The sequence below is a fragment of the Cupriavidus sp. 05N40 genome (assembly GCF_056397305.1).
Map to the genome: position 1 here is coordinate 1 of NZ_JBFTND010000047.1, position 25,780 is coordinate 25,780.

At 66.4% G+C, this 25,780-nt stretch carries 27 protein-coding genes; 19 read left to right on the forward strand and 8 right to left on the reverse strand.

The annotated features are described in order from the left end of the window. The first annotated feature begins 113 nt into the window (after positions 1-113). The 5 genes from rfaE1 to cysM all read left to right on the forward strand — a co-directional run bounded on the left by rfaE1 (position 114) and on the right by cysM (position 5,250). Positions 114-1,106, forward strand: a complete 993-nt coding sequence (gene rfaE1 / locus AC1DO7_RS13430; RefSeq protein WP_477116226.1) for a D-glycero-beta-D-manno-heptose-7-phosphate kinase — start codon at positions 114-116, stop codon at positions 1,104-1,106. Continuing rightward, on the forward strand, positions 1,103-2,098 hold the full coding sequence (gene rfaD / locus AC1DO7_RS13435) for an ADP-glyceromanno-heptose 6-epimerase (protein WP_441612516.1): 996 nt from the start codon (positions 1,103-1,105) through the stop codon (positions 2,096-2,098). Before rfaE1 ends, rfaD begins: the two co-directional genes overlap by 4 nt. A 186-nt stretch (positions 2,099-2,284) precedes the next feature. Next, positions 2,285-2,662 (forward strand): ComEA family DNA-binding protein, encoded by a 378-nt coding sequence (locus AC1DO7_RS13440; protein ID WP_441612515.1) that lies wholly within the window; start codon positions 2,285-2,287, stop codon positions 2,660-2,662. Positions 2,663-2,935: 273 nt separating this feature from the next. Continuing rightward, a complete protein-coding gene (locus tag AC1DO7_RS13445) occupies positions 2,936-4,240 on the forward strand; it encodes a solute carrier family 23 protein (RefSeq protein ID WP_441612514.1) in 1,305 nt (434 codons plus the stop codon). Between the two features lie 107 nt (positions 4,241-4,347). Beyond that, a complete protein-coding gene (gene cysM / locus AC1DO7_RS13450) occupies positions 4,348-5,250 on the forward strand; it encodes a cysteine synthase CysM (protein ID WP_441612513.1) in 903 nt (300 codons plus the stop codon). Between the two features lie 108 nt (positions 5,251-5,358). Here the strand turns inward: cysM and mltB are convergent, their stop codons facing one another. Further along, positions 5,359-6,465 carry a lytic murein transglycosylase B gene (mltB, locus tag AC1DO7_RS13455; RefSeq protein WP_441612512.1) on the reverse strand — a complete coding sequence of 369 codons (1,107 nt, stop codon included), beginning with the start codon at positions 6,463-6,465 and terminating at the stop codon, positions 5,359-5,361. 117 nt (positions 6,466-6,582) lie between these two features. Between mltB and AC1DO7_RS13460 the strand changes: the two genes are divergently transcribed. The 8 genes from AC1DO7_RS13460 (at position 6,583) to AC1DO7_RS13495 (ending at position 14,845) form a co-directional block, all read left to right on the forward strand. Continuing rightward, positions 6,583-7,506: a histone deacetylase family protein gene (locus tag AC1DO7_RS13460; protein WP_441612511.1), complete on the forward strand. Its 924-nt coding sequence runs from the start codon at positions 6,583-6,585 to the stop codon at positions 7,504-7,506. 20 nt (positions 7,507-7,526) lie between these two features. Continuing rightward, positions 7,527-8,330: an enoyl-CoA hydratase gene (locus AC1DO7_RS13465; RefSeq protein WP_441612510.1), complete on the forward strand. Its 804-nt coding sequence runs from the start codon at positions 7,527-7,529 to the stop codon at positions 8,328-8,330. Between the two features lie 158 nt (positions 8,331-8,488). Then, entirely contained in the window at positions 8,489-9,523 is a 1,035-nt protein-coding gene (locus tag AC1DO7_RS13470; protein ID WP_441612509.1) for a methionine ABC transporter ATP-binding protein, read from the forward strand. Beyond that, entirely contained in the window at positions 9,513-10,166 is a 654-nt protein-coding gene (locus AC1DO7_RS13475; RefSeq protein ID WP_441612508.1) for a methionine ABC transporter permease, read from the forward strand. The genes AC1DO7_RS13470 and AC1DO7_RS13475 overlap by 11 nt, the downstream gene beginning before the upstream one ends. 87 nt (positions 10,167-10,253) lie before the next feature. Next, entirely contained in the window at positions 10,254-11,051 is a 798-nt protein-coding gene (locus tag AC1DO7_RS13480) for a MetQ/NlpA family ABC transporter substrate-binding protein (protein WP_441612507.1), read from the forward strand. Positions 11,052-11,254: 203 nt separating this feature from the next. Further along, positions 11,255-12,004: an electron transfer flavoprotein subunit beta/FixA family protein gene (locus AC1DO7_RS13485; RefSeq protein ID WP_441612506.1), complete on the forward strand. Its 750-nt coding sequence runs from the start codon at positions 11,255-11,257 to the stop codon at positions 12,002-12,004. Positions 12,005-12,021: 17 nt separating this feature from the next. Then, on the forward strand, positions 12,022-12,957 hold the full coding sequence (locus AC1DO7_RS13490) for an electron transfer flavoprotein subunit alpha/FixB family protein (protein ID WP_441612505.1): 936 nt from the start codon (positions 12,022-12,024) through the stop codon (positions 12,955-12,957). A gap of 103 nt (positions 12,958-13,060) precedes the next feature. Next, positions 13,061-14,845, forward strand: coding sequence for an acyl-CoA dehydrogenase (locus AC1DO7_RS13495; RefSeq protein ID WP_441612504.1), 1,785 nt, complete (start codon positions 13,061-13,063; stop codon positions 14,843-14,845). Between the two features lie 67 nt (positions 14,846-14,912). Here AC1DO7_RS13495 and AC1DO7_RS13500 read toward each other — a convergent pair whose 3' ends face one another. Further along, positions 14,913-16,217, reverse strand: coding sequence for a D-amino acid dehydrogenase (locus tag AC1DO7_RS13500; RefSeq protein ID WP_441612503.1), 1,305 nt, complete (start codon positions 16,215-16,217; stop codon positions 14,913-14,915). A gap of 109 nt (positions 16,218-16,326) precedes the next feature. Between AC1DO7_RS13500 and AC1DO7_RS13505 the strand changes: the two genes are divergently transcribed. Continuing rightward, positions 16,327-16,830, forward strand: coding sequence for an Lrp/AsnC ligand binding domain-containing protein (locus AC1DO7_RS13505; protein WP_441612502.1), 504 nt, complete (start codon positions 16,327-16,329; stop codon positions 16,828-16,830). A gap of 14 nt (positions 16,831-16,844) precedes the next feature. Here the strand turns inward: AC1DO7_RS13505 and AC1DO7_RS13510 are convergent, their stop codons facing one another. The 5 genes from AC1DO7_RS13510 to AC1DO7_RS13530 form a co-directional block, all read right to left on the reverse strand. Next, positions 16,845-17,927 (reverse strand): PA0069 family radical SAM protein, encoded by a 1,083-nt coding sequence (locus tag AC1DO7_RS13510; protein WP_441612501.1) that lies wholly within the window; start codon positions 17,925-17,927, stop codon positions 16,845-16,847. Between the two features lie 224 nt (positions 17,928-18,151). Further along, on the reverse strand, positions 18,152-19,063 hold the full coding sequence (locus AC1DO7_RS13515) for a LysR family transcriptional regulator (RefSeq protein ID WP_441612500.1): 912 nt from the start codon (positions 19,061-19,063) through the stop codon (positions 18,152-18,154). A gap of 27 nt (positions 19,064-19,090) precedes the next feature. Continuing rightward, positions 19,091-19,582, reverse strand: coding sequence for a TM2 domain-containing protein (locus AC1DO7_RS13520; RefSeq protein ID WP_441612499.1), 492 nt, complete (start codon positions 19,580-19,582; stop codon positions 19,091-19,093). 256 nt (positions 19,583-19,838) lie between these two features. Continuing rightward, on the reverse strand, positions 19,839-20,246 hold the full coding sequence (locus AC1DO7_RS13525) for a hypothetical protein (RefSeq protein ID WP_441612498.1): 408 nt from the start codon (positions 20,244-20,246) through the stop codon (positions 19,839-19,841). A 179-nt stretch (positions 20,247-20,425) separates the two neighbouring features. Beyond that, entirely contained in the window at positions 20,426-21,562 is a 1,137-nt protein-coding gene (locus tag AC1DO7_RS13530; RefSeq protein WP_477116227.1) for a PQQ-dependent sugar dehydrogenase, read from the reverse strand. Positions 21,563-21,706: 144 nt separating this feature from the next. On the opposite strand from AC1DO7_RS13530, the gene rpsP reads away from it, so the two are divergent. From rpsP to AC1DO7_RS13555, 5 genes are all read left to right on the forward strand, one after another. Further along, positions 21,707-21,961, forward strand: a complete 255-nt coding sequence (gene rpsP / locus AC1DO7_RS13535) for a 30S ribosomal protein S16 (protein WP_441612496.1) — start codon at positions 21,707-21,709, stop codon at positions 21,959-21,961. 160 nt (positions 21,962-22,121) lie between these two features. Further along, a complete protein-coding gene (gene rimM / locus AC1DO7_RS13540) occupies positions 22,122-22,709 on the forward strand; it encodes a ribosome maturation factor RimM (RefSeq protein ID WP_441612727.1) in 588 nt (195 codons plus the stop codon). Positions 22,710-22,764: 55 nt separating this feature from the next. Next, on the forward strand, positions 22,765-23,559 hold the full coding sequence (gene trmD / locus AC1DO7_RS13545) for a tRNA (guanosine(37)-N1)-methyltransferase TrmD (protein WP_441612495.1): 795 nt from the start codon (positions 22,765-22,767) through the stop codon (positions 23,557-23,559). 75 nt (positions 23,560-23,634) lie between these two features. Beyond that, the gene (gene rplS / locus AC1DO7_RS13550; RefSeq protein WP_441612494.1) at positions 23,635-24,030 is read left to right on the forward strand and encodes a 50S ribosomal protein L19; all 396 of its coding nucleotides are present in this window, start codon (positions 23,635-23,637) and stop codon (positions 24,028-24,030) included. Between the two features lie 142 nt (positions 24,031-24,172). Then, entirely contained in the window at positions 24,173-24,853 is a 681-nt protein-coding gene (locus AC1DO7_RS13555; RefSeq protein ID WP_441612493.1) for a CoA pyrophosphatase, read from the forward strand. 34 nt (positions 24,854-24,887) lie between these two features. On the opposite strand, the gene AC1DO7_RS13560 is transcribed toward AC1DO7_RS13555, so the two are convergent. Continuing rightward, positions 24,888-25,733, reverse strand: a complete 846-nt coding sequence (locus AC1DO7_RS13560) for a sulfurtransferase (RefSeq protein WP_441612491.1) — start codon at positions 25,731-25,733, stop codon at positions 24,888-24,890. Positions 25,734-25,780: the final 47 nt, after the last annotated feature.

Below are 25,780 nucleotides of genomic sequence, written 5' to 3' on the forward strand. Positions count from 1 at the left end.
ATCGAATACCATGCGATCGGGCGGCCGACCACGACGCGCTGAACCGAGAAAACCAACGGGAACGACAAGCCGACGCCCTGGCTGACGGACCGGGCCGCGTTGCCAAGGATTCCATGAGCAAGAACCACATTCCGCTGCAACAGATCAATCAATCCCGCATCCTGGTGACGGGCGACATGATGCTGGACCGCTACTGGTTCGGCGACGTGGAACGCATCTCGCCGGAAGCGCCGGTGCCGGTCGTGCAGATCAAGCGCAGCGACGAACGGCTCGGCGGCGCCGCCAACGTGGCGCGCAACGCGGCCGCGCTGGGCGCCACGGTCGGCATGCTCGGCGTGGTGGGCGACGACGAGCCCGGCCGCACGCTGGAGACGCTGCTGGAGGCCAGCCATGTGCAGCCCTACCTGCACCGCGACCGGAGMGTCAACACCACCATCAAGCTGCGCGTGATGGCGCACCAGCAGCAACTGCTGCGCGTGGATTTCGAGAACCCGCCGGCGCACGAAGTCCTGCTCTCCGTGCAGGACCGCTTCCTGGCCCTTGTGAAGGAATACAAGGTGCTGGTGCTGTCCGACTACGGCAAGGGCGGGCTGGCGCACGTGGGCCGCATGGTGGAAGCCGGCCGGGCGGCCGGTTGCCTGGTGCTGGTCGATCCCAAGGGCGACGACTACTCGCGCTATCGCGGCGCCACGCTGATCACGCCCAACCGCGCCGAGATGCGTCATGTGGTGGGTGCCTGGAAGACCGAATCGGACCTCACCATCCGGGCCCAGAACCTGCGCCGCGAATTGCATCTCGATGCGCTGCTGCTGACGCGTTCGGAAGAGGGCATGACGCTCTACACCGAAGCGGAAGTGCTGCATGTTTCGGCCCAGGCGCGCGAGGTCTACGACGTATCGGGCGCCGGCGACACCGTGATCGCCACGCTGGCGACCATGCTCGGGGCCGGCGTGCCGCTCAAGGAAGCCGTGCAGCACGCCAACCGCGCCGGCGCCATCGTGGTGGGCAAGCTCGGCACGGCCGTTGTCACCTATTCTGAATTGTTCGGCTCGCAGGCGCAGGGCGCGGCGCTGCCTTCCGGCTCGAACGAGCCTTCACGCACATGACCATCATCGTTACCGGCGCGGCCGGATTCATCGGCAGCAACCTCGTCAAGGGCCTCAACGAACGCGGCGAGGACAATATCGTCGCCGTCGACAACCTGACGCGCGCAGAGAAATTCCACAACCTCGTCGACTGCGAGATCCTCGACTACGTGGACAAGACCGAATTCCTCGCGCGCTTCGCCCGTGGCGAGTTCGGCAAGGTGCGCGCGGTCTTCCACGAGGGCGCCTGCTCGGACACCATGGAGCACGACGGCCGCTACATGATGGAGAACAACTACCGCTATACGCGGGCGCTGATGGAAGCCTGCCTGGAGCAGGGCACGCAGTTCCTCTACGCTTCGTCGGCGGCGACCTACGGCGCTTCGCAGGTGTTCAAGGAAGACCGCGAGCACGAGCAGCCGCTCAACGTCTACGGCTACTCCAAGTTCCTGTTCGACCAGGTGGTGCGGCGCACGCTGCCGTCGGCTTTGTCGCAGATCGTGGGCTTCCGCTACTTCAATGTCTACGGCCCGCGCGAAGCGCACAAGGGACGCATGGCTTCGGTGGCGTTCCACAATTTCAACCAGTTCCGCGCCGACGGCACCGTGAAGCTGTTCGGCGAATATGGCGGCTACGGCCCGGGTGGCCATACGCGCGACTTCGTGTCGGTGGAAGACGTGGTGAAGGTCAACCTGTTCTTCCTCGAGCACCCGGACAAGTCGGGGATCTTCAACCTCGGCACCGGCAACGCGCAGCCCTTCAACGACATCGCCACCACCGTGGTCAACACGCTGCGCGAAGCCGAGGACAAGCCCCGGCTGAGCCTGGACGAGCTGGTGCAGGAAGGACTGGTCGAGTACGTCAAGTTCCCCGATGCGCTGCGCGGCAAATACCAGTGCTACACGCAGTCGGACATGTCGCGACTGCGCGCGGCAGGCTACAAGGACGCGTTCTACACGGTCGAGGAAGGCGTGTCGCGCTACTGCCGCTGGCTGCTGCAGCGCAAAGCCTGAGGCGGGAGAGATCAGGCCATCGACGCGCGCTTCGGCGCGCGTTTTTTTGGCTTGCGGCGGACACACCTTGGTAGCCGAGGTGAACATTTGTTGCAGGACGCGCCAACGCTGCCGCGCGCTCCTATCCTCCGTGTTGCCGCGTCCAGCGAGGGCGCGGCTACCTTCACAACGGATAGGAGAATCTCCATGCGCAATCAGGCAATCAAGGTACTCAAGCTGGTTTCCGGGCAGGCACTGCTGGCCCTGGCGCTGTGCTTTTCGCTGATGGGCGCGGCCCATGCCGCGGTCGATGTCAATACGGCAGACGAGACTTCGCTGGTGACGCTCAAGGGCATCGGTCCGGCCACCGCGAGCACCATCGTCGCCGAGCGCGCCAAGGGTGGTCCCTTCAAGGATGCGGCCGACCTGGCCGACCGCGTCAAGGGCCTTGGGCAGAAATCGGTGGCGCGGCTGCAGGAAGGCGGCATGACCATCGGCGCCGCGGCCGCACCGAAGCCGGCCGCGGTTGCGGCAAAGAAGGATGCCAAGGTCGCGGACAAGGCGCCGGCCAAGCCCGCCAGATAAGCGGGCGCGGCTGCCGCCACCAAGGCAACCCGCCCGTCGTACCGAAGAAGCCCCGGCCGTGTCCGGGGCTTCTTTGCGTTCATGCACCAAAAGCGCGGTCGAGCCGCTGGTACGGCTCGTGCTAGTCCGGATGGCTTCGCACGATCGCGGCTGCACGGTATCATGCGGACGCCCGCGCAGGCCGAGCCGGCCGCGCGGCAAGGACAAACCAAATCGAGCCGGACCTGCCCGCGCGCGGGCGGCCAGGCCAAGGACAGAAAAGGGAGCTGGACAATGGGAAATGATGAGGACGCGGGATTCCTGCCCAAGTGGCGGCTGAAGACGCATGGCGTGATCGCGCCTGACGAGCGGCTGCCTGCGGGGCAGACCGTCCTGGCCGGCATCCAGCACGTGGTGGCGATGTTCGGCTCGACGGCGATCGCGCCGATCCTGATGGGTTTCAATCCCAATATCGCGATCCTGTTTTCCGGTATCGGCACGCTGATTTTCTTCTTGTGCGTGCGCGGGCGGGTGCCGAGCTACCTGGGCTCGAGCTTCGCCTTTATCGCGGTGGTGATTGCCGCCACCGGCTACGCCGGCAGCGGCCCCAACCCGAACATACCGGTGGCGCTGGGCGGCATCATCGCCGCGGGCGCGCTCTACCTGGTGATCGGTCTCGTGGTGCAGGCGGTGGGATACCGCTGGGTCGAGCGGCTGATGCCGCCCGTGGTGACCGGCGCCATCGTCGCGGCCATCGGCCTGAACCTGGCGCCGGTGGCGGTCAAGGCCGTGAGCGGCGCCGCGCTCGACACCTGGGTTGGCCTGGCCACGGTGCTGGCCGTTGGCATGGTCGCCGTGCACGCGCCTGGCATGCTGCGCCGGCTGCCGGTGCTGGTCGGCGGGCTGTTCGGCTATGCGCTGTATTACGTTTGCACCAATGTCATGGGACTGGGCAAGGCCATCGATTTCTCCGGCGTGGCCGCGGCGAGCTGGTTCGGCCTGCCGGTCTTCACCTCGCCGGTATTCCAGGCCAGCGCCATGCTGCTGATCGCACCGGTGGCGATCGTACTGGTGGCCGAGAATCTCGGGCATATCAAGGCCATCAGCGTGATGACCGGGCGCAATCTCGATCCGTACATCGGGCGTGCCTTCATCGGTGACGGCATTGCCACCATGATCTCCGCGGGCGGCGGTGGTACCGGCGTGACCACCTATGCCGAGAACATGGGCGTGATGGCCGTGACCCGGATCTACTCCACGCTGATCTTCGTGGTGGCCGCGGTGGTGGCGCTCATCCTGGGCTTTTCTCCCAAGTTCGGCGCGCTGATCCTGACCATCCCGGGTCCCGTGATCGGCGGCCTGACCATTGTCGTGTTCGGGCTGATTTCCGCCACGGCAGGGCGCATCTGGGTGGAAAACAAGGTGGACTTCTCCAGCTCGCGCAACCTGATCACGGTGGGCGCCACGCTCACCGTGGCGGCCGGCGACCTGACCCTGAAGCTGGGCGGCATGGCGCTGGGCGGTATCGGTACCGCCACTTTCGGCGCCATCCTGCTGTATCACCTGCTGGGCGGCAGCAAGAGCGAATCCGACGCCTGATGACCGTGCCGCGGCGGCCCGGGCGGCGAGGGTCGCCCGCCGCGCAGCCAACGCGGGTATTACGACTGGATTACAATGTCCGCCGACATTTGGAATCCCCGCTCACCATGGCCTACAAGACGATCGAAGACACCATCGGCAATACGCCGCTGGTGCAACTGCAGCGCATCCCCGGCGCCGCCGGTGCCCCGCGCGGCAATGTCATCCTCGGCAAGCTCGAGGGCAACAACCCGGCCGGGTCGGTCAAGGACCGGCCGGCGGTGTCGATGATCGCCCGCGCCGAAGCGCGCGGCCGCATCAAGCCGGGTGATACGCTGATCGAGGCCACCTCGGGCAATACCGGCATCGCGCTGGCCATGGCGGCCGCCATCCGTGGCTACAAGATGGTGCTGATCATGCCCGAAGACCTGAGCATGGAGCGCCGCCAGAGCATGGCCGCCTATGGCGCCGAGATCATTCTCACGCCGGTCAAGGGCGGCATGGAGTACGCGCGGGACCTGGCTGACTCGATGGAGCGCGATGGCCGCGGCGTGATCCTCGACCAGTTCGGCAACCCGGACAATCCGCTGGCCCACTACGAGACCACCGGCCCCGAGATCTGGCGCGAAACCGAAGGACGCATCACTCACTTCGTCTCCGCCATGGGCACCACCGGCACCATCACCGGCGTGTCGCGCTTCCTGAAGGAGCAGAGCGCGGCGGTGCAGGTGGTCGGCGCGCAGCCGGCCGAGGGCTCGCGCATTCCCGGCATCCGCAAGTGGCCGGAGGCGTACATGCCGAAGATCTACGATCCCAAGTACATCGACCGCACCGAACTGGTCAGTCAGGGCGATGCCGAGCACATGGCCCGCCGCATGGCGCGCGAGGAAGGCATCTTCTGCGGGATCTCGGCCGCCGGCGCGCTGTGCGTGGCACTGCGCATCGCCGAAGAGGTGGAGAACGCCACCATCGTCTTCGTGGTGTGCGACCGCGGCGACCGCTATCTCTCGACAGGGGTGTTCCCGGCCTGAGGCCCGCGCCGCACGCACCGCACGCGCCAGCAAAAAGCCCCGCTCGGATCACGGCGGGGCTTTTTGTCTTCTGTGGTCGGCGGCGGCAGGTGCCGCCGGCGCTCGGGGTCAGCCCATCGCCGACTTGACCGCCTCGCCCAGCTGGTACACCGCCAGCGCGTAGAAGAAGCTGCGGTTATAGCGCGTGAGCACGTAGAAATTGCGCAGGCCCAGCATGTAGTCGGTGGTTTCGCCGGGCGTGGGCAGGTCCACCACCAGCACGCCGGTCTCGCCTTCGCGCGCCAGGTCGATCGGTTCGTCCACGCGCAGGCCGGCCTTGAGCAACTGGTTCAGCGTGCGGGTGGGCCACGGCTCGCCGTCTGCGGCCGCGGTGGCGATGCCGCGGCTGCCCTCGTCGGGGGCAAGGCGCCAGACCACCGGGCGGCCCTGTTCCCAGCCGTGCAGTTGCAGGAAGCGGCCCACGCTGCCGATGGCGTCGGTGGCGCTGTTGCGCAGGTCGATGTGGCCGTCGCCGTCGTAGTCGATGGCGTAGTCGCGCAGGCTGGTCGGCATGAACTGCGGGATGCCGACGGCGCCGGCGTAGGAGCCCAGCACCGAGAACACATCGGTGTTGGTGTCGCGGCACCACAGCAGGTAGTCCGCCAGCTGGTTGCGGAACAGCGTGGTGCGCGCGTCGCGGTTCGGGGTGTCCGGATAGTCGAAGGCCAGCGTGGAGAGCGAGTCGATCACGCGGAACGTGCCCATGTCGCGGCCATAGATGGTTTCGACGCCGATGATGCCGACGATCACCGAAGCCGGCACGCCGAACTCGGCCTCGGCGCGGCGCAGGGTGTCGCGGTTCTGCTGCCAGAAGCGCACGCCCGCGTTGATGCGGATGGGTTCGATAAAGCGCGAGCGGTATGCGCGCCAGCTCTTGCGGCCCGGCGTGGCGGGCGGCATGATCAGGCGCGCTACCGTGGACGAATAGACGGCCTGCCCGAACCAGCCTTCGAGCATGGGGCGGGCGAAGCCATGGCGCGCCACCATTTCGTCGATGAAGGCGCGGCTCTTCGGGTTGTCGCGATAGCGGCCCGGCTCGATCTCTTCCTCGCGCACGCTCACACGGCGCTTGCCGGCGGCAAGCAGTGCGGGAGAAACGCCGCACAAGCTCAATGCGGCAGCGGAAAGCGCAGCTCCCAGCAAGGGGCGGCGCAGGGAGCGCTGGGTTTCGGTCATGGTGTCCTTTGCAAGTCGCTGCGAGTATAGCGGATGGTGCCCGCGCGGCACCTCGCTGGGTGCCCGGCGCGGCATGTGCTAACGTAGCGATTGGAGACCACGATAAAGCTATAAGCCATGCCGACAGGCTATTACACGCATCCAGAATTCCTGCTGCATGAGATGGGGCATTTCCATCCGGAATGCCCGGAGCGCCTGCAGGCCATAGAAGACCAGCTGATCTCGCACGGCATGGATGGTTTGCTCGACCGGCGCGATGCCCCCGCCGCGACCGCAGAGCAGATCGGGCGCGTGCACCGGCCGGAGTACGTGGCCAGCCTGGCCGCCGCCAGTCCCGCCAGCGGCTATCACCCGATCGACCCCGACACGCTGATGAACAGCCACACGCTGGCCGCCGCCACGCACGCGGCCGGCGCCGCGGTGGCAGCCACCGACGCGGTCATCGCGGGCGAGATCGAAAATGCCTTTTGCTGTGTGCGCCCGCCCGGCCATCATGCCGAGCCGGACCATGCGATGGGCTTTTGCTTCTTCAACAACGTAGCGATCGCCGCGCGCCACGCGCTCGCGGCGCACGGCCTGGAGCGCGTGGCGATCGTCGATTTCGACGTGCATCACGGCAACGGCACCGAGGCCGCGTTCCGCGGCGATGCGCGCGTGCTGATGTGCAGCTTCTTCCAGCACCCCTTCTATCCCTACAGCGGCACCGAGCATATCGCCACCAATATGTCGAACATCCCGCTGCCGGCCTATACCAGCGGCATGGCGGTGCGCGAAGTGGTGGAGACGATCTGGCTGCCGCGCCTGAACGAGTTCAAGCCGCAGATGCTGTTCATCTCGGCGGGCTTCGATGCCCATCGCGAGGACGACCTCGGGCAGATGGGGCTGGTCGAGCAGGACTACGCCTGGATTACCGCGCAACTGATGGAAGTCGCCCGCACGCATGCCAAGGGACGCATCGTCAGCTGCCTGGAAGGTGGCTACAACCTCAGCGCGCTCGGCCGCAGCGTGCTCGCGCACCTCAAGGTGCTGCTCGAGCAATAGACAACAGGAGAAGGCCTGCCATGGCAGATACCGATAACCGCCATGCGGCGTCGCTGCTGAGCGAAAGCCTCGATGCGCCCGGCGTGCTGCGGCTGACGATGAACCGTCCCGAAGCCTTCAACGCCTTGTCCGAGGGCCTGCTGGACGCGCTGACCGCCGCCTTCGCGCGCGTCGCGGCCGATGCTTCGGTGCGCGTGGTGGTGCTGGGCGGGGCAGGGCGAGCCTTCTGCGCCGGCCACGACCTGCGCGAGATGCGCGCCAGCCCGTCGCACGACTACTACCGCCGCCTGTTCGACCGCTGCACGCGCATGATGATGGCGATCCACAAGATGCCGCAGCCGGTGATCGCGCGGGTGCAGGGCGTCGCCACCGCCGCCGGCTGCCAGCTGGTGGCCATGTGCGACCTGGCCGTGGCGGCGGATGACGCGCGCTTCGCGGTATCCGGCGTCAATCTCGGCCTGTTCTGCGCCACCCCCGGGGTGGCGCTGTCGCGCAACCTGTCGCGCAAGCAGGCGCTGGAGATGCTGCTGACCGGCGACATGATCGACGCGACGGAGGCGCGCACGCGCGGGCTGGTCAATCGCGTGGTGCCCGCYGACGGCCTCGATGCCGAGGTCGCGCGCCTGGCCGCCAGTATCTGCGCCAAGCCGGCCGCCGCGGTGGCTGCCGGCAAGGGCCTGTTCTACCGCCAGCTCGAGATGGGCATCGAGGCCGCTTACCAGCTGGCCGGCCAGACCATGGCCTGCAACATGATGGATCCCGCCGCGCTGGAGGGTGTCCAGGCCTTCCTGGACAAGCGTGCGCCTTCTTGGCGTGGCGAATAAACTGCTTTTTATTGTCTTATATGCCTTGAACATATAAAGACATCGGCAAAAAGTCGTTTCTGGTATGAAGCGGATCGCTTAAAATGCGAGCTTCGCCTAAAAATAAAATGCGGCAACAGCGCTTGAGACATTCTCGCCTGTTGCCGTTTTCTTTTCACATGATCGAACTGCAAGGTCTATCGCAGCGCTTCCCCGGCGGGTCGGGCGAGGTGCATGCATTGCGGGATGTCAGCCTGTCCATCGCGCCGGGCGAGGTGTTCGGCATCATCGGCCGCAGCGGCGCCGGCAAGAGCACGCTGGTGCGCGCCATCAACCTGCTCAACCGCCCCAGCGCCGGCCGCGTGATCGTCGGCGGCCAGGACCTGACGGCGCTCGACAGCGGCGCGCTGCGCCAGGCCCGCCGCGACATCGGCATGATCTTCCAGCATTTCAACCTGCTGTCGTCGCGCACCGTGTACGACAACGTGGCGCTGCCGCTGGAGCTGGCCGGCAAGTCCAGGAACGAGATTTCCGCGACGGTGCTGCCGCTGCTGGAACTGGTCGGCCTGACGGCGCTGAAGGACCGCTATCCCGCCCAGATCAGCGGCGGGCAGAAGCAGCGCGTGGGCATCGCCCGTGCGCTGGCCAGCAAGCCCAAGGTGCTGCTGTCGGACGAGGCCACCTCGGCGCTCGATCCGGAAACCACGCGCGCCATCCTGGAGTTGCTCAAGCAGATCAACCGCGAACTGGGCCTGACCATCGTCATGATCACGCACCAGATGGAAGTGATCAAGCAGGTCTGCGACCGYGTSGCCGTGCTSGARGCCGGYCAGGTGGTCGAGACCGGCCGCGTGATCGACGTCTTCCTGCGCCCGCGACACGAGGTCACGCGCGCCATGATCGGCGATGTGATTGCCCAGGAACTGCCGGCAAGCGTGCTCAAGCGCGTGGAAAGCCGGCTTGGCAACGGCCGCGACCATGTCTACCGGCTGGCCTTCACCGGCGAAGGCGTGGACCAGCCGGTGCTGGCCCAGGCCATCCGCCGCCATGGGCTGGACTTCAATATCCTGCACGGGCATATCGACGAGATCCAGGGCCAGGCCTTCGGTTCGCTGGCCATCATGGCCACCGGCGAACCCGCCGACGTCAAGGCCGCGATGGCATTCCTGCAAGAACAAGGCGTGGTCGTGGAGGAGATCGAGCATGTGGTCTGAAATGTTTGATCTGTTCGTGACCTCGTTCAACGAGACCTTGCTGATGGTGGGCATCTCGGGCGTGGTCGGCTCGCTGTTCGGCGTGCCGCTGGGCGTGCTGCTGCACCTGACCAACCGCGGCGGCGTGCTGTCGCACCCGCTGTTCAACCGCACCATCGGCGTGGTGGTCAACGCGGTGCGCTCGATTCCCTTCATCATCCTGCTGGTGGTGGTGATCCCGTTCACGCGCTTTATCGTCGGCTCGTCGATCGGCACCACCGCGGCCGTCGTGCCGCTGACCATCGCCGCCATTCCGTTCATCGCGCGACTGGTGGAAAGCGCGCTGCGCGAGGTCGACAAGGGTTTGGTGGAGGCCGCCCAGTCGATGGGCGCGACCACCGGCCAGATCGTGATGAAGGTGCTGCTGCCCGAGGCCATGCCCGGCATCGTGGCCGGCCTGACCATCACCTTCGTGAGCCTGGTYGGCTATTCGGCCATGGCCGGCGCCATCGGCGGCGGCGGGCTGGGCGACCTGGGCATTCGCTACGGCTACCAGCGCTACATCACGGAAGTGATGGTGGCGGTAGTGCTGATCCTCATCGTCTTCGTGCAGGCGGTGCAGAGTTTCGGTGACTGGCTGGTGCGGCGCATCAGCCACAAGTGAGCGAGGCGCGCGGCAGCGCGCAACAAAAGAAATCAGGGCAATCGAGAAATCGAGCCATCCAGAAATCGAGAAACAAGGAAGTCAGACATGCAACGTCGTAACGTGCTGCAATGGATCGCCGGCGCCGCCATTGGCGCCACCCTGGCCACTGGTGCCATCGCCCAGGAAAAGCCGATCAAGATCGGCGTCACCGGCGGCCCGCACGCCCAGATCATGGAGCAGGTCAAGAAGGTCGCCGCCAAGGACGGCCTGAACATCCAGGTCGTCGAGTTCAGCGACTACATCCAGCCCAATGCCGCGCTGGCCGCCGGCGACCTCGACGCCAACAGCTACCAGCACCTGCCGTACCTGGAAGCGCAGATCAAGGACCGTGGCTACAAATTCACCCACATCGCCTTCACCGTGACGTTCCCGATGGGCGTGTATTCCAAGAAGCTCAAGTCGCTCGACCAGCTCAAGGAAGGCGCGCGCGTGGGTGTGCCCAACGACCCCACCAACGGCGGCCGCGGGCTGCTGCTGCTGCAGAGCAAGGGCGTCATCAAGCTGCGCCCGGATGCAGGCCTGAAGGCCACGCCGCTGGACATCGTGGCCAACCCGAAGAAGATCAAGATCGTGGAGCTGGACGCAGCGCAGCTGCCGCGCTCGCTGGATGACCTCGACGCCGCCGCGATCAACGGCAACTATGCCGAGTCCGCTGGCCTGTCGCCGATCAAGGACGCCATCGCCATCGAGGGTCCGAAGGGCCCCTACGCCAACCTGATCGCCATCCGCGAAGCCGACAAGAACAAGCCCTGGGTGGCCAAGCTGGTGAAGGCTTACCACTCGCCCGAGATCAAGCAGTATGTGCAGAGTACGTTCAAGGACTCGGTGATTACCGCCTGGTAAGCTGAAAAAAACCGCCAGACCTGCGTGCTCCAGGGCATTCTGCAGCACAATGGCGCAAGGTTTTCACGTTGCCGGGCTATGCCCGGCAATTCTTTACCGATAAAATAGTACGACCGTTCGAAAAACAAGAGAGCCGCCAACCCGGTGGTTATAATGGCGGGCGAACCAAATTTCTGACTATCGACTATCAGTGGAGTGAGCGCATGAAAGTACTCGTCGCAGTCAAGCGCGTGGTGGATTACAACGTCAAGGTCCGGGTGAAGTCGGACGGCACGGGCGTGGATCTGGCCAACGTCAAGATGAGCATGAACCCGTTTGACGAAATCGCCGTGGAAGAAGCGGTGCGCCTGAGGGAAGCCGGCGTGGCGACCGAGGTGATCGCCGTGTCGTGCGGCGTGGCGCAATGCCAGGAAACCCTGCGCACCGCGATGGCGATCGGCGCCGACCGCGGCATCCTGGTCGAGTCGAGCGAAGACCTGCAGCCGCTGGCCGTGGCCAAGCTGCTCAAGGCGCTGGTCGACAAGGAGCAGCCGCAACTGGTGATCCTGGGCAAGCAGGCCATCGACGACGACTCCAACCAGACCGGCCAGATGCTGGCCGCGCTGGCTGGCCTGCCGCAAGCGACCTTCGCCTCCAAGGTGACCGTTGCCGACGGCCGTGCCTCGGTGACGCGTGAAGTGGACGGCGGCCTGGAAACGCTGTCGATCAAGCTGCCGGCGGTGGTGACCACCGACCTGCGCCTGAACGAGCCGCGCTACGTGACGCTGCCCAACATCATGAAGGCCAAGAAGAAGCCGCTCGAGACCGTCAAGCCCGAGGACCTCGGCGTCGACGTCGCGCCGCGCCTGAAGACCGTCAAGGTCGTCGAGCCGCCCAAGCGTACCGCGGGTGTGATGGTGCCGGACGTTGCGACGCTGGTGCAGAAGCTGAAGAACGAAGCCAAGGTCATCTGAGCGCCAGGAGATAAAACATGACTGCACTCGTCATTGCTGAACACGACAACCAAACCATCAAGTCCGCCACGCTGAACACGGTGACGGCTGCCGCCCAGTGCGGCGGCGACGTCCACGTGCTGGTGGCCGGCGCCAACGCGAAGGCTGCCGCCGACGCGGCCGCCAAGATCGCCGGCGTGTCCAAGGTGCTGCTGGCCGACGCCGCCTACTTCGGCGACGGCCTGGCCGAGAACGTGGCCGAGCAGGTGCTGGCCATCGCCAACGACTACAGCCACATCCTGGCCCCCGCGACCCCCTACGGCAAGAACATCCTGCCGCGCGTGGCCGCCAGGCTGGACGTGGCCCAGCTGTCGGACATCACCAAGGTCGACAGCCCGGATACCTTCGAGCGCCCGATCTACGCCGGCAACGCGATCTCGACCGTGCAATCGTCGGACAAGGTGAAGGTCATCACCGTGCGCGGCACCGGCTTCGACGCCGCTGCTGCCGACGGTGGCTCGGCCGCCGTGGAAAGCCTGCCGGCCGTGGCTGACGCGGGTATCTCGCAATTCGTCTCGCGCGAAGTCACCAAGAGCGACCGCCCCGAACTGACCGCAGCCAAGATCATCGTGTCCGGTGGCCGTGGCGTGGGCTCGGGCGAGAACTACACCAAGGTGCTGACGCCGCTGGCCGACAAGCTGAACGCCGCCATGGGCGCCTCGCGCGCCGCGGTGGACGCCGGCTTCGTGCCCAACGATTATCAGGTCGGCCAGACCGGCAAGATCGTCGCGCCGCAACTGTAYATCGCCGTSGGTATCTCSGGCGCGATCCAGCATCTGGCCGGCATGAAGGACTCCAAGGTGATCGTGGCGATCAACAAGGATGCCGAAGCGCCGATCTTCTCGGTGGCCGACTACGGCCTGGTGGGCGACCTGAACGTCGTGGTGCCGGAACTGGTGGCGGCGCTGGGCTGATCGCAGGGTTCGGCCGCCGCCAGGCGCGCCGGACCGGGCCAGGGAGTACAAGCCGTTCCGGGCCCGCCCGAGAACGGCTTTTTTATACATATCGGAGACATCGATGACCTACCGTGCCCCGCTCAAGGACATGCTGTTCGTGATGAACGAACTGGCTGGCCTCGACGCAGTCAGCAAGCTGCCCGGCTTCGAGGACGCCACGCCGGAGACGGCGCAGGCGGTGCTCGACGAGGCGGCCAAGTTCAACGAACAAGTCTTGGCGCCGCTCAACCGCATCGGCGACACCGACCCCAGCAGCTGGAAGGACGGCGTGGTCACGACCACGCCCGGCTTCAAGGAGGCCTTCCGCCAGTTTGGCGAGGGCGGCTGGCAGGGCGTGCTGCATCCGCAGGAATTCGGCGGCCAGGGCCTGCCCAAGGTCATCGCCACCGCGTGCAACGAGATGCTCAATACGGCCAATCTCTCGTTTGCCCTGTGCCCGCTGCTGACCGACGGCGCCATCGAGGCCTTGCTGACCGCCGGCACGGACGCGCAGAAGGCCACCTTCCTGCCCAAGCTGATTTCGGGCGAGTGGACCGGCACCATGAACCTGACCGAGCCGCAGGCCGGTTCGGACCTGGCAGCCGTGCGCACGCGCGCCGAGCCGCAGGGCGACGGCACGTTCAAGGTCTTCGGCACCAAGATCTTCATCACCTACGGCGAGCATGACATGGCACAGAACATCGTCCATCTCGTGCTGGCGCGCACGCCGAGCGCGCCCGAGGGCGTGAAGGGCATCTCGCTGTTCATCGTGCCCAAGTTCCTGGTGAACGAAGACGGCTCGAACGGCGCGCGCAACGACGTGCATTGCGTGTCGATCGAGCACAAGCTCGGCATCAAGGCCAGCCCCACCGCGGTGCTGCAGTTCGGCGACCACGGCGGCGCCATCGGCACGCTGGTGGGCGAAGAGAACCGCGGCCTCGAGTACATGTTCATCATGATGAACTCGGCGCGCTTCTCGGTCGGCATGCAGGGTATCGCCGTGTCCGAGCGTGCCTACCAGCAGGCCGTGGCCTTTGCCCGCGAGCGCGTGCAGAGCCGCCCGGTCGACGGTTCGGCGCGCGAGGCGGTCACCATCATCCACCACCCCGACGTCAAGCGCATGCTGATGACGATGCGCTCGCTGATCGAAGGGGCACGCTCGGTGGCCTACGTTGCCGCGGCCGCTTGCGACACGGCGCACCAGCATCCGGACGAGGCCGTGCGCAAGCAGAGCCAGGCCTTCTACGAGTTCCTGGTGCCTATCGTCAAGGGCTGGAGCACGGAGCTGTCGATCGATGTCACCAGCCTTGGCGTGCAGGTCCACGGAGGCATGGGCTTCATCGAGGAAACCGGCGCTGCGCAGCACTACCGCGACGCGCGCATCCTGCCGATCTACGAAGGCACCACCGCCATCCAGGCCAACGACCTGGTCGGCCGCAAGACCCTGCGCGACGGCGGTGCCGTGGCGCGTGCCATCTGCGCGCAGATCGCGGAAACGGAAGCCGCACTGGGCAAGCAGGATGGCGCGGCGTTCGCAGCGGTGCAGGCGCAGCTGGCCAAGGGCCGCACGGCGCTGGAAGCCGTGGTGGCGTTCGTGGCGTCCAATGCCAAGGCGGATCCCAACGCCGTGTTTGCCGGCAGCGTGCCTTACCTCAAGCTGTGCGGCATCGTGTTCTCGGGCTGGCAGCTCGGCCGCGCCATGCTGGTGGCACAGGCAAAGCGCGGCGAGGATGCATCGTTCCATGACGCCAAGATCGCCACGGCGCATTTCTTCGCCGAGCACATCCTGTCGCAGGCATCGGGTTTGCGCGATGCCGTCGTGGCGGGCGCCGCGCCGGTCAATGCCTTGAGCGAAGCGCAGTTCTGACCTGTTCGTGCGCAAGCAAAAGGCGGCCCCGCGGGGCCGCCTTTTTTTACGCGCGAGCCCGGATCGCTCAGGCCACGGCGGGGCGGTGCACGGCGCGCGTGCCCGGCTGCTTCACATAGCGTGCCACCGACAGGTCGTCGGCGCGAATGGCGGGCGAGGTACCGGACACCAGGTCCGACAGCAGCTTGCCCGAGCCGCAGGCCATGGTCCAGCCCAGCGTGCCGTGCCCGGTATTGAGCCACAGGCCCTTGAGCGGAGTCGGGCCGACGATGGGGGTGCCATCCGGCGTCATCGGGCGCAGGCCGGTCCAGAACGTGGCGCGGCTGACATCGCCGGCGCCGGGGAACAGGTCGGTCACCACATGCTCCAGCGTGCGGCGCTTGGACGGGTCCAGCGAACGGTCATAGCCGACGATCTGGGCCATGCCGCCCACGCGGATACGGTCGTCGAAGCGCGTAATGGCAACCTTGTAGGTTTCGTCGAGCACCGTCGACACCGGGCTGCGGGTTGCATCGGTCATCGGCACGGTGATCGAGAAGCCCTTGAGCGGGTAGACCGGCAGGTTCGAGAGGCCCGGCAGGAAGTTCTTCACGAAGGGCGTCGACCAGCTGCCCAGCGCTACCACCACCAGGTCCGCCATCACGGGCTGGCCACCCACCATGGCGCCGGTGACCGCGTCGCCCTTGGTGAGCAGGCCGTCGATGGAGCGGTTGTAGTGGAACTGCACGCCCAGGCTCTCGGCCATGGCCGCGAGTTGCGTGGTGAAGAGCTGGCAGTCGCCGGTTTCGTCATTGGGGAGCCGCAGGCCGCCGCTCAGCTTTTGGCTGACGGCGGCAAGGGCCGGTTCGCTGGCGGCGAGGTCCTCGCGCGATAGCAACTGGTAGGGCACGCCGGCCTGTTCGAGCACGGCGATGTCCTTGGCCGCGCCCTCAAGCTGCTCGTCGGTGCGGAAGACCTGCAGCGTGCCTTGCTGGCGTCCTTCGTAGGCAATGCCGGTATCGGCGCGCAGGGCGCGGATGCAGTCGCGGCTGTATTCGGCCAGACGCACCATGCGTTCCTTGTTGATGGCGTAGCGCTCGGCCGAGCAGTTCATCAGCATCTGCCACATCCATTGCAACTGGAACAGGGTGCCGTCCGGACGGATGGAGAGCGGAGCATGCTGCTGGAACATCCACTTGATGGCCTTGAGCGGCACGCCCGGCGCGGCCCAAGGCGAGGCATAGCCCGGGGAGATCTGGCCGGCGTTGGCAAAACTGGTGCCCAGCGCGGGCGCGGCCTCGCGGTCGATCACGGTGACTTCATGGCCGGCGCGGGCCAGATACCAGGCGCTCGTCACGCCAATCACACCACTGCCAAGGACAAGGACGCGCATAGTCGGGGGCTCTCAACCAGAAAGTAAGTCAGATAAAGTATTTATCTCTATACTATTGAAATATGTGCAGTCATAGTTATCGTAATTTTCAGAGAAACAGGATTTACTCATGAGAACAAGTCGTCAGCCCCTGCGCAGCCTGGACCGGCTCGACCGCAAGATCCTGGCGCTGCTCCAGGCCGATGGCCGCATGTCGATGAAGGAGCTTGCGGAAGCCGTGGGGCTGACCATCACGCCCTGCATCGAGCGGGTCAAGCGCATGGAGCGCGACGGGGTCATCATGGGCTACTACGCGCGGCTCAATCCCGCGCTGCTGGGCAGCGGCCTGCTGGTCTTCGTGGAGATCTCGCTCGGCAACAAGTCGGGCAATATGTTCGAGCAGTTCCGCCGCGAGGTATCACGCATTCCCGAGGTGCTCGAATGCCACCTGGTGTCGGGCGACTTCGATTACCTGATCAAGGCGCGCATCCGCGAGATCGGCGAGTACCGCCGCCTGCTCGGCGATATCCTGCTGCAGTTGCCGGGCGCCGCGCAGTCCAAGAGCTATGTGGTGATGGAAGAGATCAAGGAAACGCTGGCGATCGCGGTCGACGAAAAGGCGCCGCTTGCCTGAAGCCGCGGCGCGGTTCAGAACAGTTTCATTTGCGCTGCGGCGCCGTCCCGGGAAAACAGTTCGGTGGTCAGCGCATGGCGCTCGGTATTCAGGCCGAAGCGCCGGCATGCCAGCTTGAAACGCTTGCTCAGGAGTTCGGCAAAGATACCGGTGCCCGTCATGCGCACGCCGAACCGCGAGTCGTAGGCCTGGCCGCCGCGCATTTGCGCCACCAGGCTTTCGACGTGCTTCGCGCGCAGCGGATGATAGGTGGCCAGCCATTCGGAGAACAATGCCGCCACCTCGCGCGGCAGGCGCAGCAGGGTGTACGCCGCGCTGCGCGCCCCGGCCTTGGCGCAGGCTTCGAGGATGGCCTCCATCCCGGAGTCGGTCAGGCCGGGAATCACGGGCGCCACAATCACGCCGACCGGAATGCCGGCTTCGCGCAGAGCCGCGATCGCGGCCAGGCGGCGCGCCGGTGCGCTGGCACGGGGTTCGAGCGTGCGTGCGATCTCATTGTCGAGCGAGGTGACCGACACATGGACGCGCACCAGGTTCCTGGCCGCCATGCGCTGCAGGATATCGATGTCGCGGGTGACCACGCCCGACTTGGTGATGATGGCCACGGGATGATTGAAGCGCTCCAGCACCTCCAGGATCCCCCGTGTGATTCGCAGGCCCCGCTCGATGGGCTGGTATGGGTCCGTATTGACTCCCAGCGCGATTACCGACGGCGTGTAGCGGCGGCTGCCGAGTTCGGCCTCGAGCAGGGCCGCGGCGTTTTCCTTCGCGTACAGGCGGGTCTCGAAGTCGAGGCCAGGCGAAAGTCCCAGATAGGCATGGCTGGGCCGCGCGTAGCAGTAGATGCATCCATGCTCGCAGCCACGATAGGGGTTGATGGACGCGTGGAAGGGCAGGTCCGGCGACTGGTTGTGCGAGACGATGCGTCTGGCCTTCTCCGTGAAGACAATGGTCTGGATCGGTGGTGTCGTTGGCTCATCGGCGGCTTGCCATTCATCGTCGACGCGCTCGCGGGTCCATGCATCGAACCGGCTGACATCATTCGAGCGCGCAGCCCTGCCTTTTAGCGGGCTGATGGGGTGGGGTCGGTTCGGCACGGGGGCTGTCCTGCATCCAAGGTAATCTGGGTTGATACTGTATATTTATACAGTAGTCGCGCCAAAATACCAAGGCCCGGTCGCACCTGCGCATAGCGGTCCGACAGCCGGACGGAATCGAGGCGTGAACGCAGGCGTGCCGGCAGGAGGCAATGTCTGGGATGGCAGGGCTGAGGCATCGCGGCAGGCGGCGGGGCAGCCTGGCCAGTTCGCGCCGGGGGGCGCTATTGCGCGGGCTCGCTGTCCCAGTAGGGCGGAGAGCCGAAACATGCGGCGAAGAAATCGATGAACGCGCGGGTCTTGGCCGGCACCTGCCGGCGGCTGGGGTAGACCGCCCAGATCGAAACTGCCGGCAGCACGGGATAATCGGTCAGCACGCTGACCAGCGCGCCGCTGCGCAGGTGGGGGCCGACATCCCAGGTCGACTTGAGCGCCAGCCCCATGCCGGCCAGGATGGCATCGCGGATGACCTCGCCGTTGTCCGTGCGCAGGTTTCCGCTCACTGCCACCACGGTCTTGCCGAGCGCCGTGTCGAACTGCCATGAGGCCTGGTCGCTGAGCACCAGGCAATTGTGCTGGCGCAGGTCTTCCGGATGTCGCGGCGTGCCATGCGTGGCAAGGTAGGCAGGCGAGGCGCAGATGGCGCGGTGGCTCGGCGCCAGCGGCCGCGCCACCAGCGACGAATCGGGCAGGGCCCCCATGCGCAGCGCCACGTCGACGCCGGCCTCGACCAGGTCGATCACCTGGTCGGTCAGGCGCAGATCCAGCGACAGTCCCGGATAAGCCGAGAGGAAGGCAGGAATGGCCGGGGAGACATGCTGTCGGCCGAACGAAGCGGGCACCGCGACGCGCAATTGCCCGTGCGGGGCTTCGGCGCCTCGGCCCACCGCTTGCGCCGCGAGGTCGGCGGTGTCGAGCAGTTGCCCGGCATGCTCGAGGAAACGCTGGCCGTCGCCGGTCAGCGAGATGCGCCGCGTGGTCCGGTGCAGAAGCCGCGTCCCCAGTTGCTGCTCGAGTTGCGCGAGCCTGCTGCTGGCCGACGAGGTGGATAGCCCGAGATCGCGCGCCGCGGCCGACAGGTTGCCCAGCGTGGCGGCGCGCACGAAGACGGCGATGTCGAGCAGGTCGAAGTGCATTGGCGCCGGAATGGCTGCGCCGTGCGCTTATTGCGAGAGGGCGCGGGCCGCCTCGACCTGGGATTCGAAGAAGGTCTGGAAGCTGATGGCGAGGCCGGCCATCAGCAGCCCGGTGCCGATCAGCAGTGACAGGATGACCAGGATCACGACTGGCCAGCCGGAGCGCGTCGGCTTGCCGTGCGGGTTGAAGCGGGCGTCCCATTTGTCGTCCGGACGCAGCCCGTACACGATGGCCGTGAGGAAGGCTGCGATCACCGACGTGCCGCCGGCCACCGCGAAGGTCCAGTTCAGCGCCGGCGAGCCGGCCCCGGTCTGCATCGACGCCACGCCGATCGCGCCGGCCAGCGTCGCCAGCAGATGGGCCCAGCCGAACTTGTCGCGCAACCCGCCCAGGTAGAAGCGGTGAAGCCCCAGGCTGCCGAACAGGAAGGCCAGTGCCACCGTGATCAGCTTCGATTTTCCGGGGGATGTCGTGACGGTCGCGGCGGCAGATGATGGGGCTTGGGTGGCGGCAGGCATGGGCAGCTACGAAGTGGAGGGCCGGCAAGGCGTGCCGGCACAGGGTCGGGGTGAGGGCCAGGCAGGCTGGCGCCGGCGCTCATTGTACGCCGCTACGCGGCGCGGACAATGCGGCACAGGCGCGCTGCCGCCGTCGCTTGCGAACTGTTTGGATACTGCCCGGGAACCGTGCGAGAGGCGCGACCAAAGCCAAGCCGGGACAGCGCCGCGAGGGGGATGCGAGGGGGATGCGAGAAGTGGATATCGTGCTGGCAGCCTAGCGGCTGCCGTCCCGGCCACGGGCCTGCCAACCCGGGCCCATGCCGGAGCCGCGCTGATCGCCACGCCCGCCATCGGCCTGCGCATTGCGATCGGGGTGGCGGCCGCGTTCGTCTTCGCGTTCCTGGGGGGGCGGCGGGCGGCCGTTCAGGCGGTCGTCCGCGCGGGCGCGCGCTTCCATGCGTTCGATCTGGGCGCGTACATGGTCCTGCCGTTCGGCACGCACGCTTGCCATTTCCCAGCCACCCTGGCTCGGTTGCCCGCGCGCATTGGTCATGTTCCGGCCTTCGGGCCGGTTATGTTGCCAGAACGCGACCTGAGCGTGGCCGGCAGGGCTGAGGCCGATCAGGAAGACGGCCAACAGGATGCCAGCCACCGGGTCGCGCAGGAGATTGCGGGGGAGCATGCGGAATCCCAGTTTCCTGTCGCGCGGTGATGTTATTGGTAGATGGAATCATGGTACGCACGCGCATCCGGCACGCCTATGCAAAAGCCGTTACCGGTGTAACGGATTGTTTCGTCCCCACTGCCGGGGAATTTGCCGCCTGTCGACAGCTGCCGGCGAGGCGCGGGCCGCCTCCGTTTTCATGGCGCGTAGCGGATGCGGTAGATCGCGCCCGCCATGTCGTCGCTGACGAGCAGCGAGCCGTCCGGTGCCACCTGGACATCGACCGGACGGCCCCATGGCTTGTCATTCTGCAGCCAGCCCTGCGCGAAGATTTCCTGGCGCACCACCTGGCCAGCGTCATCCAGCACGATCCTGGCGATGCGGTAGCCGATCCGCTCGCTGCGGTTCCAGCTGCCATGTTCGGCGATAAAGATATTGTTGTGATATTCGGCAGGAAATTGCGCGCCCGTATAGAAACGCATGCCGAGCGCGGCCACATGAGCGCCCAGCCTGGCCACCGGCGGTTCGAATTCCGCGCAGGCGCGCTGCTTGCCGAATTCCGGGTCGGCAATGGTGCCGGCATGGCAGAACGGGTAGCCGAAATGCTGGCCGGCGCGGGTGAGGCGGTTGAGTTCGTCGTCGGGCTGGTCGTCGCCCAGGAAGTCGCGGCCGTTGTCGGTAAACCATAGCTGGCGCGTGGCGGGGTGCCAGTCGAAGCCGACCGAGTTGCGCACGCCCCGCGCCACCACCTGCAGGTCGCTGCCGTCGGGCTTCATCTTCATGATGTTGGCGTAGCGGTTCTCGTCGGGCGCGCAGATATTGCAGGGCGCGCCGACCGGCACGTAGAGATAGCCGTCGGGCCCGAAGGCGATGAATTTCCAGCCGTGGTGGGTTTCGCCGGGAAAGCGGTCGCTCACCACCACCGGCCTGGGCGGGTTGTCCAGCCGGGCTTCCACGTCATCGAGCCGCACGATGCGCGAGGTCGAGGAGGCATACAGCGCGCCGTTCCGGAAGGCGACGCCAACTGGCATGGTCAGGCCCGTGGCCACCGTTCGCACTTGGGGGCTGCCGGCCAGCGGGTTGCTGATGGCGTAGACTTTGCCTTCCCCGCGCGTGCCCACGAACAGCGTGCCGGCSGGCGASATGGTCATGCCGCGCGCCTCCGGCACCGACTGGCTGAGCACTTCGATGCGAAATCCGGGCGGCAGCTTGATCTGGTCGAGCGGCAAGGCCTGCGCTGCGGTGCTGCTGGCGTTAGCGCCAAGGCACGCGCCAGCGGCGAGCACGCCCGCCAGCAGGGCGCGGCAGGCGGGAATGTGGAGGTAGGAACGCATGCGACGCTCTCCTGTCGGGGTTTTCGCCACGATGCCTGTGGCGGTGTGTCGCGTCAATCGCTCTAAGTGTTTGTTTGGCCTCGGGATTTGGTCTATACTCTTGCGTTTCGTGTTCGAACATCAAGTTTTCTGAGGAATCAACCCATGGTCGTAATCCGTCTGGCTCGCGGTGGCAGCAAGAAGCGCCCGTTCTTCAACATCGTCGCTGCTGACTCGCGCAACCGCCGTGATGGCCGTTTCATCGAGCGCATCGGCTTCTACAACCCGCTGGCTTCGGCAAGCGAAGAAGGCCTGCGCCTGGTGCAGGACCGCCTGACCTACTGGACTGGCGTTGGCGCGCAGATGTCGCCGACGGTTGCCCGTCTGGTCAAGCAAAACGCCGCCAAGGCCGCAGCCTGATTGTTGTGACGCGCGTTTCGCGACGCGTGGCAAACGACAAGTGACCGAACGCAAGCAAGGCGCCCCGGCGCGGCGGCCGCTCAATGTGCCGCTCGAAYCCTCGGCGCGGCCGCAGGCGGCCCAGCAAAAGCCGAATCTCAAGCCGCAGGGCGCGACCGGGTTGCCGGCCGCGCTGGCCTATACCGACGCGTTGCCGGACGACCTGGTCGAAGTCGGCTATATCGGCGCAGCATACGGGATTCGGGGCTGGGTCAAGATCCAGCCGCATGCCGACGATGCGAGCGCGCTGCTGCACGCGCGCCGCTGGTGGCTGCTCAGGCCGCCGCCGTCCGGCGTGCTGGGTGCGGCTGCCGCCGTGCAGTCCGATGCCTTGTGCGTGAAGATCGCGCAATCCCGCGAGCATAGCGGTACCGTGGTGGCGCAGGCGGTCGGCGTGTCCGATCGCAGTCACTCGGAAGCGCTCAAGGGGCGTCGCGTATGGATCCGCCGCGAGGATTTTCCCGCGCCGGACGAGAACGAGTTTTACTGGGTCGATCTGATCGGCTGCGCCGTGTTCAACGAACAGGGCGAGCTGCTGGGCGAAGTGTCCGGGCTGATCGACAACGGGGCTCACCAGATCCTGCAGGTGGCGCATGCCTTGCCCGACGGCAAGACGGGCGAGCGCCTGGTCCCGTTTGTCGATGCATTCCTGCGCTCGGTCGATATCAAGGCCCGGCGCGTGGTGGTCGACTGGGGGCTGGACTACTGAGCGCCTGGCAACAGGCGCCGAGCCCGACCTGGTGGGCAGGCAAAGGGAGAGGCGGATGCAGTTCGATGTGATCACGCTGTTTCCCGAGATGTTTCGCGCGCTGACCGACTGGGGCATTACCAGCCGGGCGGCGAAGCAGCAGCGTTATGCGCTGCGCACCTGGAATCCGCGCGATTTCACCACCGACAATTACCGTACCATCGACGATCGCCCGTATGGCGGCGGCCCTGGCATGGTCATGCTGGCCAGGCCGCTCGAGGACGCTATCGATGCGGCATGCGCGGCCCAGCAGGCCGCGCGGCCGGAGGCGCAGGCGGTACGGCCGCATGTGGTGCTGATGTCGCCGCAGGGCGCGCCGCTGACGCATGCGAAGGTGATGTCGCTGGCGCAGCGCCCGGGTCTCGTGCTGCTGTGCGGGCGTTACGAGGCCATCGACCAGCGCCTGATCGAGCGGCGCGTGGACGAGGAAATCAGCCTCGGCGATTTCGTGCTGTCGGGCGGCGAACTGCCGGCGATGGCCGTGATCGACGCGGTGGTCAGGCATTTGCCCGGTGTGCTGGGCGATGCGCAGTCGGCGGTCCAGGACAGCTTTGTCAATGGGCTGCTGGATTGCCCGCATTACACGCGGCCTGAAGAGTACGAAGGCGTGCGGGTGCCCGAGATACTGCTCGGGGGTCATCACGCCGAGATCGAGAAGTGGCGGCGCCAGCAGGCGCTGGCGAATACTGCGAAGAAGCGCCCCGACCTGATCGAGGCGGCGCGCAGCGAAGGTTTGCTCAGCCGTGCCGACGAGAAATTCCTGTCGGCGTGGCTGGCGAATGAAGGGCGGGAGTTCGCTCCCGTCAAGTGAAACCCCATCCTCTGCCGGGGCCCGGGCAATGCCCGGGGCATTCAACGCTGGCATGATGGACAAGGAGAAGAAACGATGAACCTCATCGAGCTGATCGAGAAAGACGAAATCGCGCGTCTGACCGCGAACAAGACCATCCCCGCATTTGCGCCCGGCGACACCGTGATCGTCAGCGTGAACGTGGTGGAAGGTAACCGCAAGCGCGTGCAGGCCTACGAAGGCGTCGTGATTGCCAAGCGCAACCGCGGCCTGAACTCGTCCTTCATCGTGCGCAAGATTTCCTCGGGCGAAGGCGTGGAACGTACGTTCCAGCTGTACTCCCCGCTGATCGCCGGTATCGAAGTGAAGCGCCGCGGTGACGTCCGTCGCGCCAAGCTGTACTACCTGCGCCAGCGTTCGGGCAAGTCGGCGCGTATCAAGGAAAAGCTGGCATACAAGGCAGCCCCCGCCAAGGCAGCGGCCGCCCAGTAAGCTGGTTGCCGTGGCCGGTTCCGCCGGCCATGGCTGCGCAAAAAGGGCACCTTCGGGTGCCCTTTTTGCATTGCCGCGCAGACTGTCGTGTTGCGATGCGCAAAGACGGCTTTGGCCCGCATCTGTCATACTGCGATCCGATATGCGTCCCGCCTTCGATCCCGAATCCCTCCCCGTCGTTTCCACCGATACCCGCCACCCGGCGCTGCCAGATGTGCGCCTGCGGCCTGATTTCATCCGCCACAGGCTCAAGTCGCCGCCGGCCTGGGCTCCCGAGCTGACTGACGAATCGCGCGCCTACGACCGCAGCAAGGCGCTGCGCGACGCGGCCGTGCTGGTGCCGCTGGTGGAGCGCGAAGACGGGCTGACGGTGCTGCTGACGCAGCGCAACGCCAACCTGAGCGCGCATGCCGGGCAGATCAGCTTTCCCGGCGGGCGCCACGAGGCGTCGGATATCGACCGCGTGGCCACCGCGCTGCGCGAGACGGAAGAAGAGGTGGGGCTGGGGCGCGGCTATGTCGAGGTGCTGGGCGCCTTGCCGGACTACATCACGGGCACCGGCTTCCACGTCAGCCCGGTGGTGGGCCTGGTCCGCGGCGGCTTCACGCTGCGCCCGGATGCGCGCGAGGTGGCGGATGTGTTCGAAGTGCCGCTAGGCTTCCTGATGGATCCTTCGCATCACCAGCAGCGCCTGTTCCGCTGGGTGGACGGCGAGCGGCTTTTCTACGCCATGCCGTTTCCGCGCGAAAACGGCGGTCACCACTTCATCTGGGGCGCGACCGCCGGGATGCTGCGCAACCTCTATCACCTGCTGGCGGCCTGAAGCTGGCTACAGGCCGTGCTGAAGCCGTTTGCGTTCAGGCGGCTGCCTGCCTTTCGGCGATGCAATGCGGGCAGCTCTTGCCCACCACGTAGTGCGGGCCCTGCTGCTCCTCGGCGGTGACCACGGCGCGGCAGGCAAAGCACTGCCTGGGACCGGCCGGTTCCAGGTTCGGATTCAGCGCGGTACGGTAGTCGAAGACGAAGCAGTCGCCTTCGTAGTGGCTGCCGCCCACCTCCTCGAAATACTTCAGGATGCCGCCCTCGAGCTGGTAGACGTGTTCGATGCCGGCTTCCTGCATATGGATGGCGGCCTTCTCGCAGCGGATGCCCCCGGTGCAGAACGACACCACGGTCTTGCCCTCGAGCTCCGCCTTGTGCGCGGCGATGGCGGGCGGGAAGTCGCTGAACTTCGCGATGTCGTAATCCACCGCCTGCGCGAAGGTGCCGACCGCCACTTCGAAATCATTGCGGGTATCGAGCATCACTACCGGGCGGCCAGCATCGTCGTGGCCCTGGTCGAGCCAGCGCTTGAGGTCCACCGGCCGTACCGCCGGCGCGCGCCCGGCCTCGGGGCGGATCAGCGGCATCTTCATGGTGATGATTTCCTTCTTCTCGCGCACCAGCATGCGCTTGAAGGGCTGGGTCTCCGACAGGCTTTCCTTGGGCGCGATGTCGGCGAAGCGCGGGTCGGCGTGCAGCCAGTCCATGAAACCGCCGATGGCGTCGCGGCTGCCCGCCAGGAACATGTTGATGCCCTCCGGCGCGAGCAGGATGGTGCCCTTGAGGTCCAGGGCCTCGCAGCGCGCGCGCATGTCCGGGCGCAAGACCGGGATATCGTCCAGCGTGACGAATTTGTAAGCGGAGATGTTTACGATCTGCATAAATGGCGCGCGCCCGGCCCGCGCCTTGTGACCGCGCGGTAACTGCC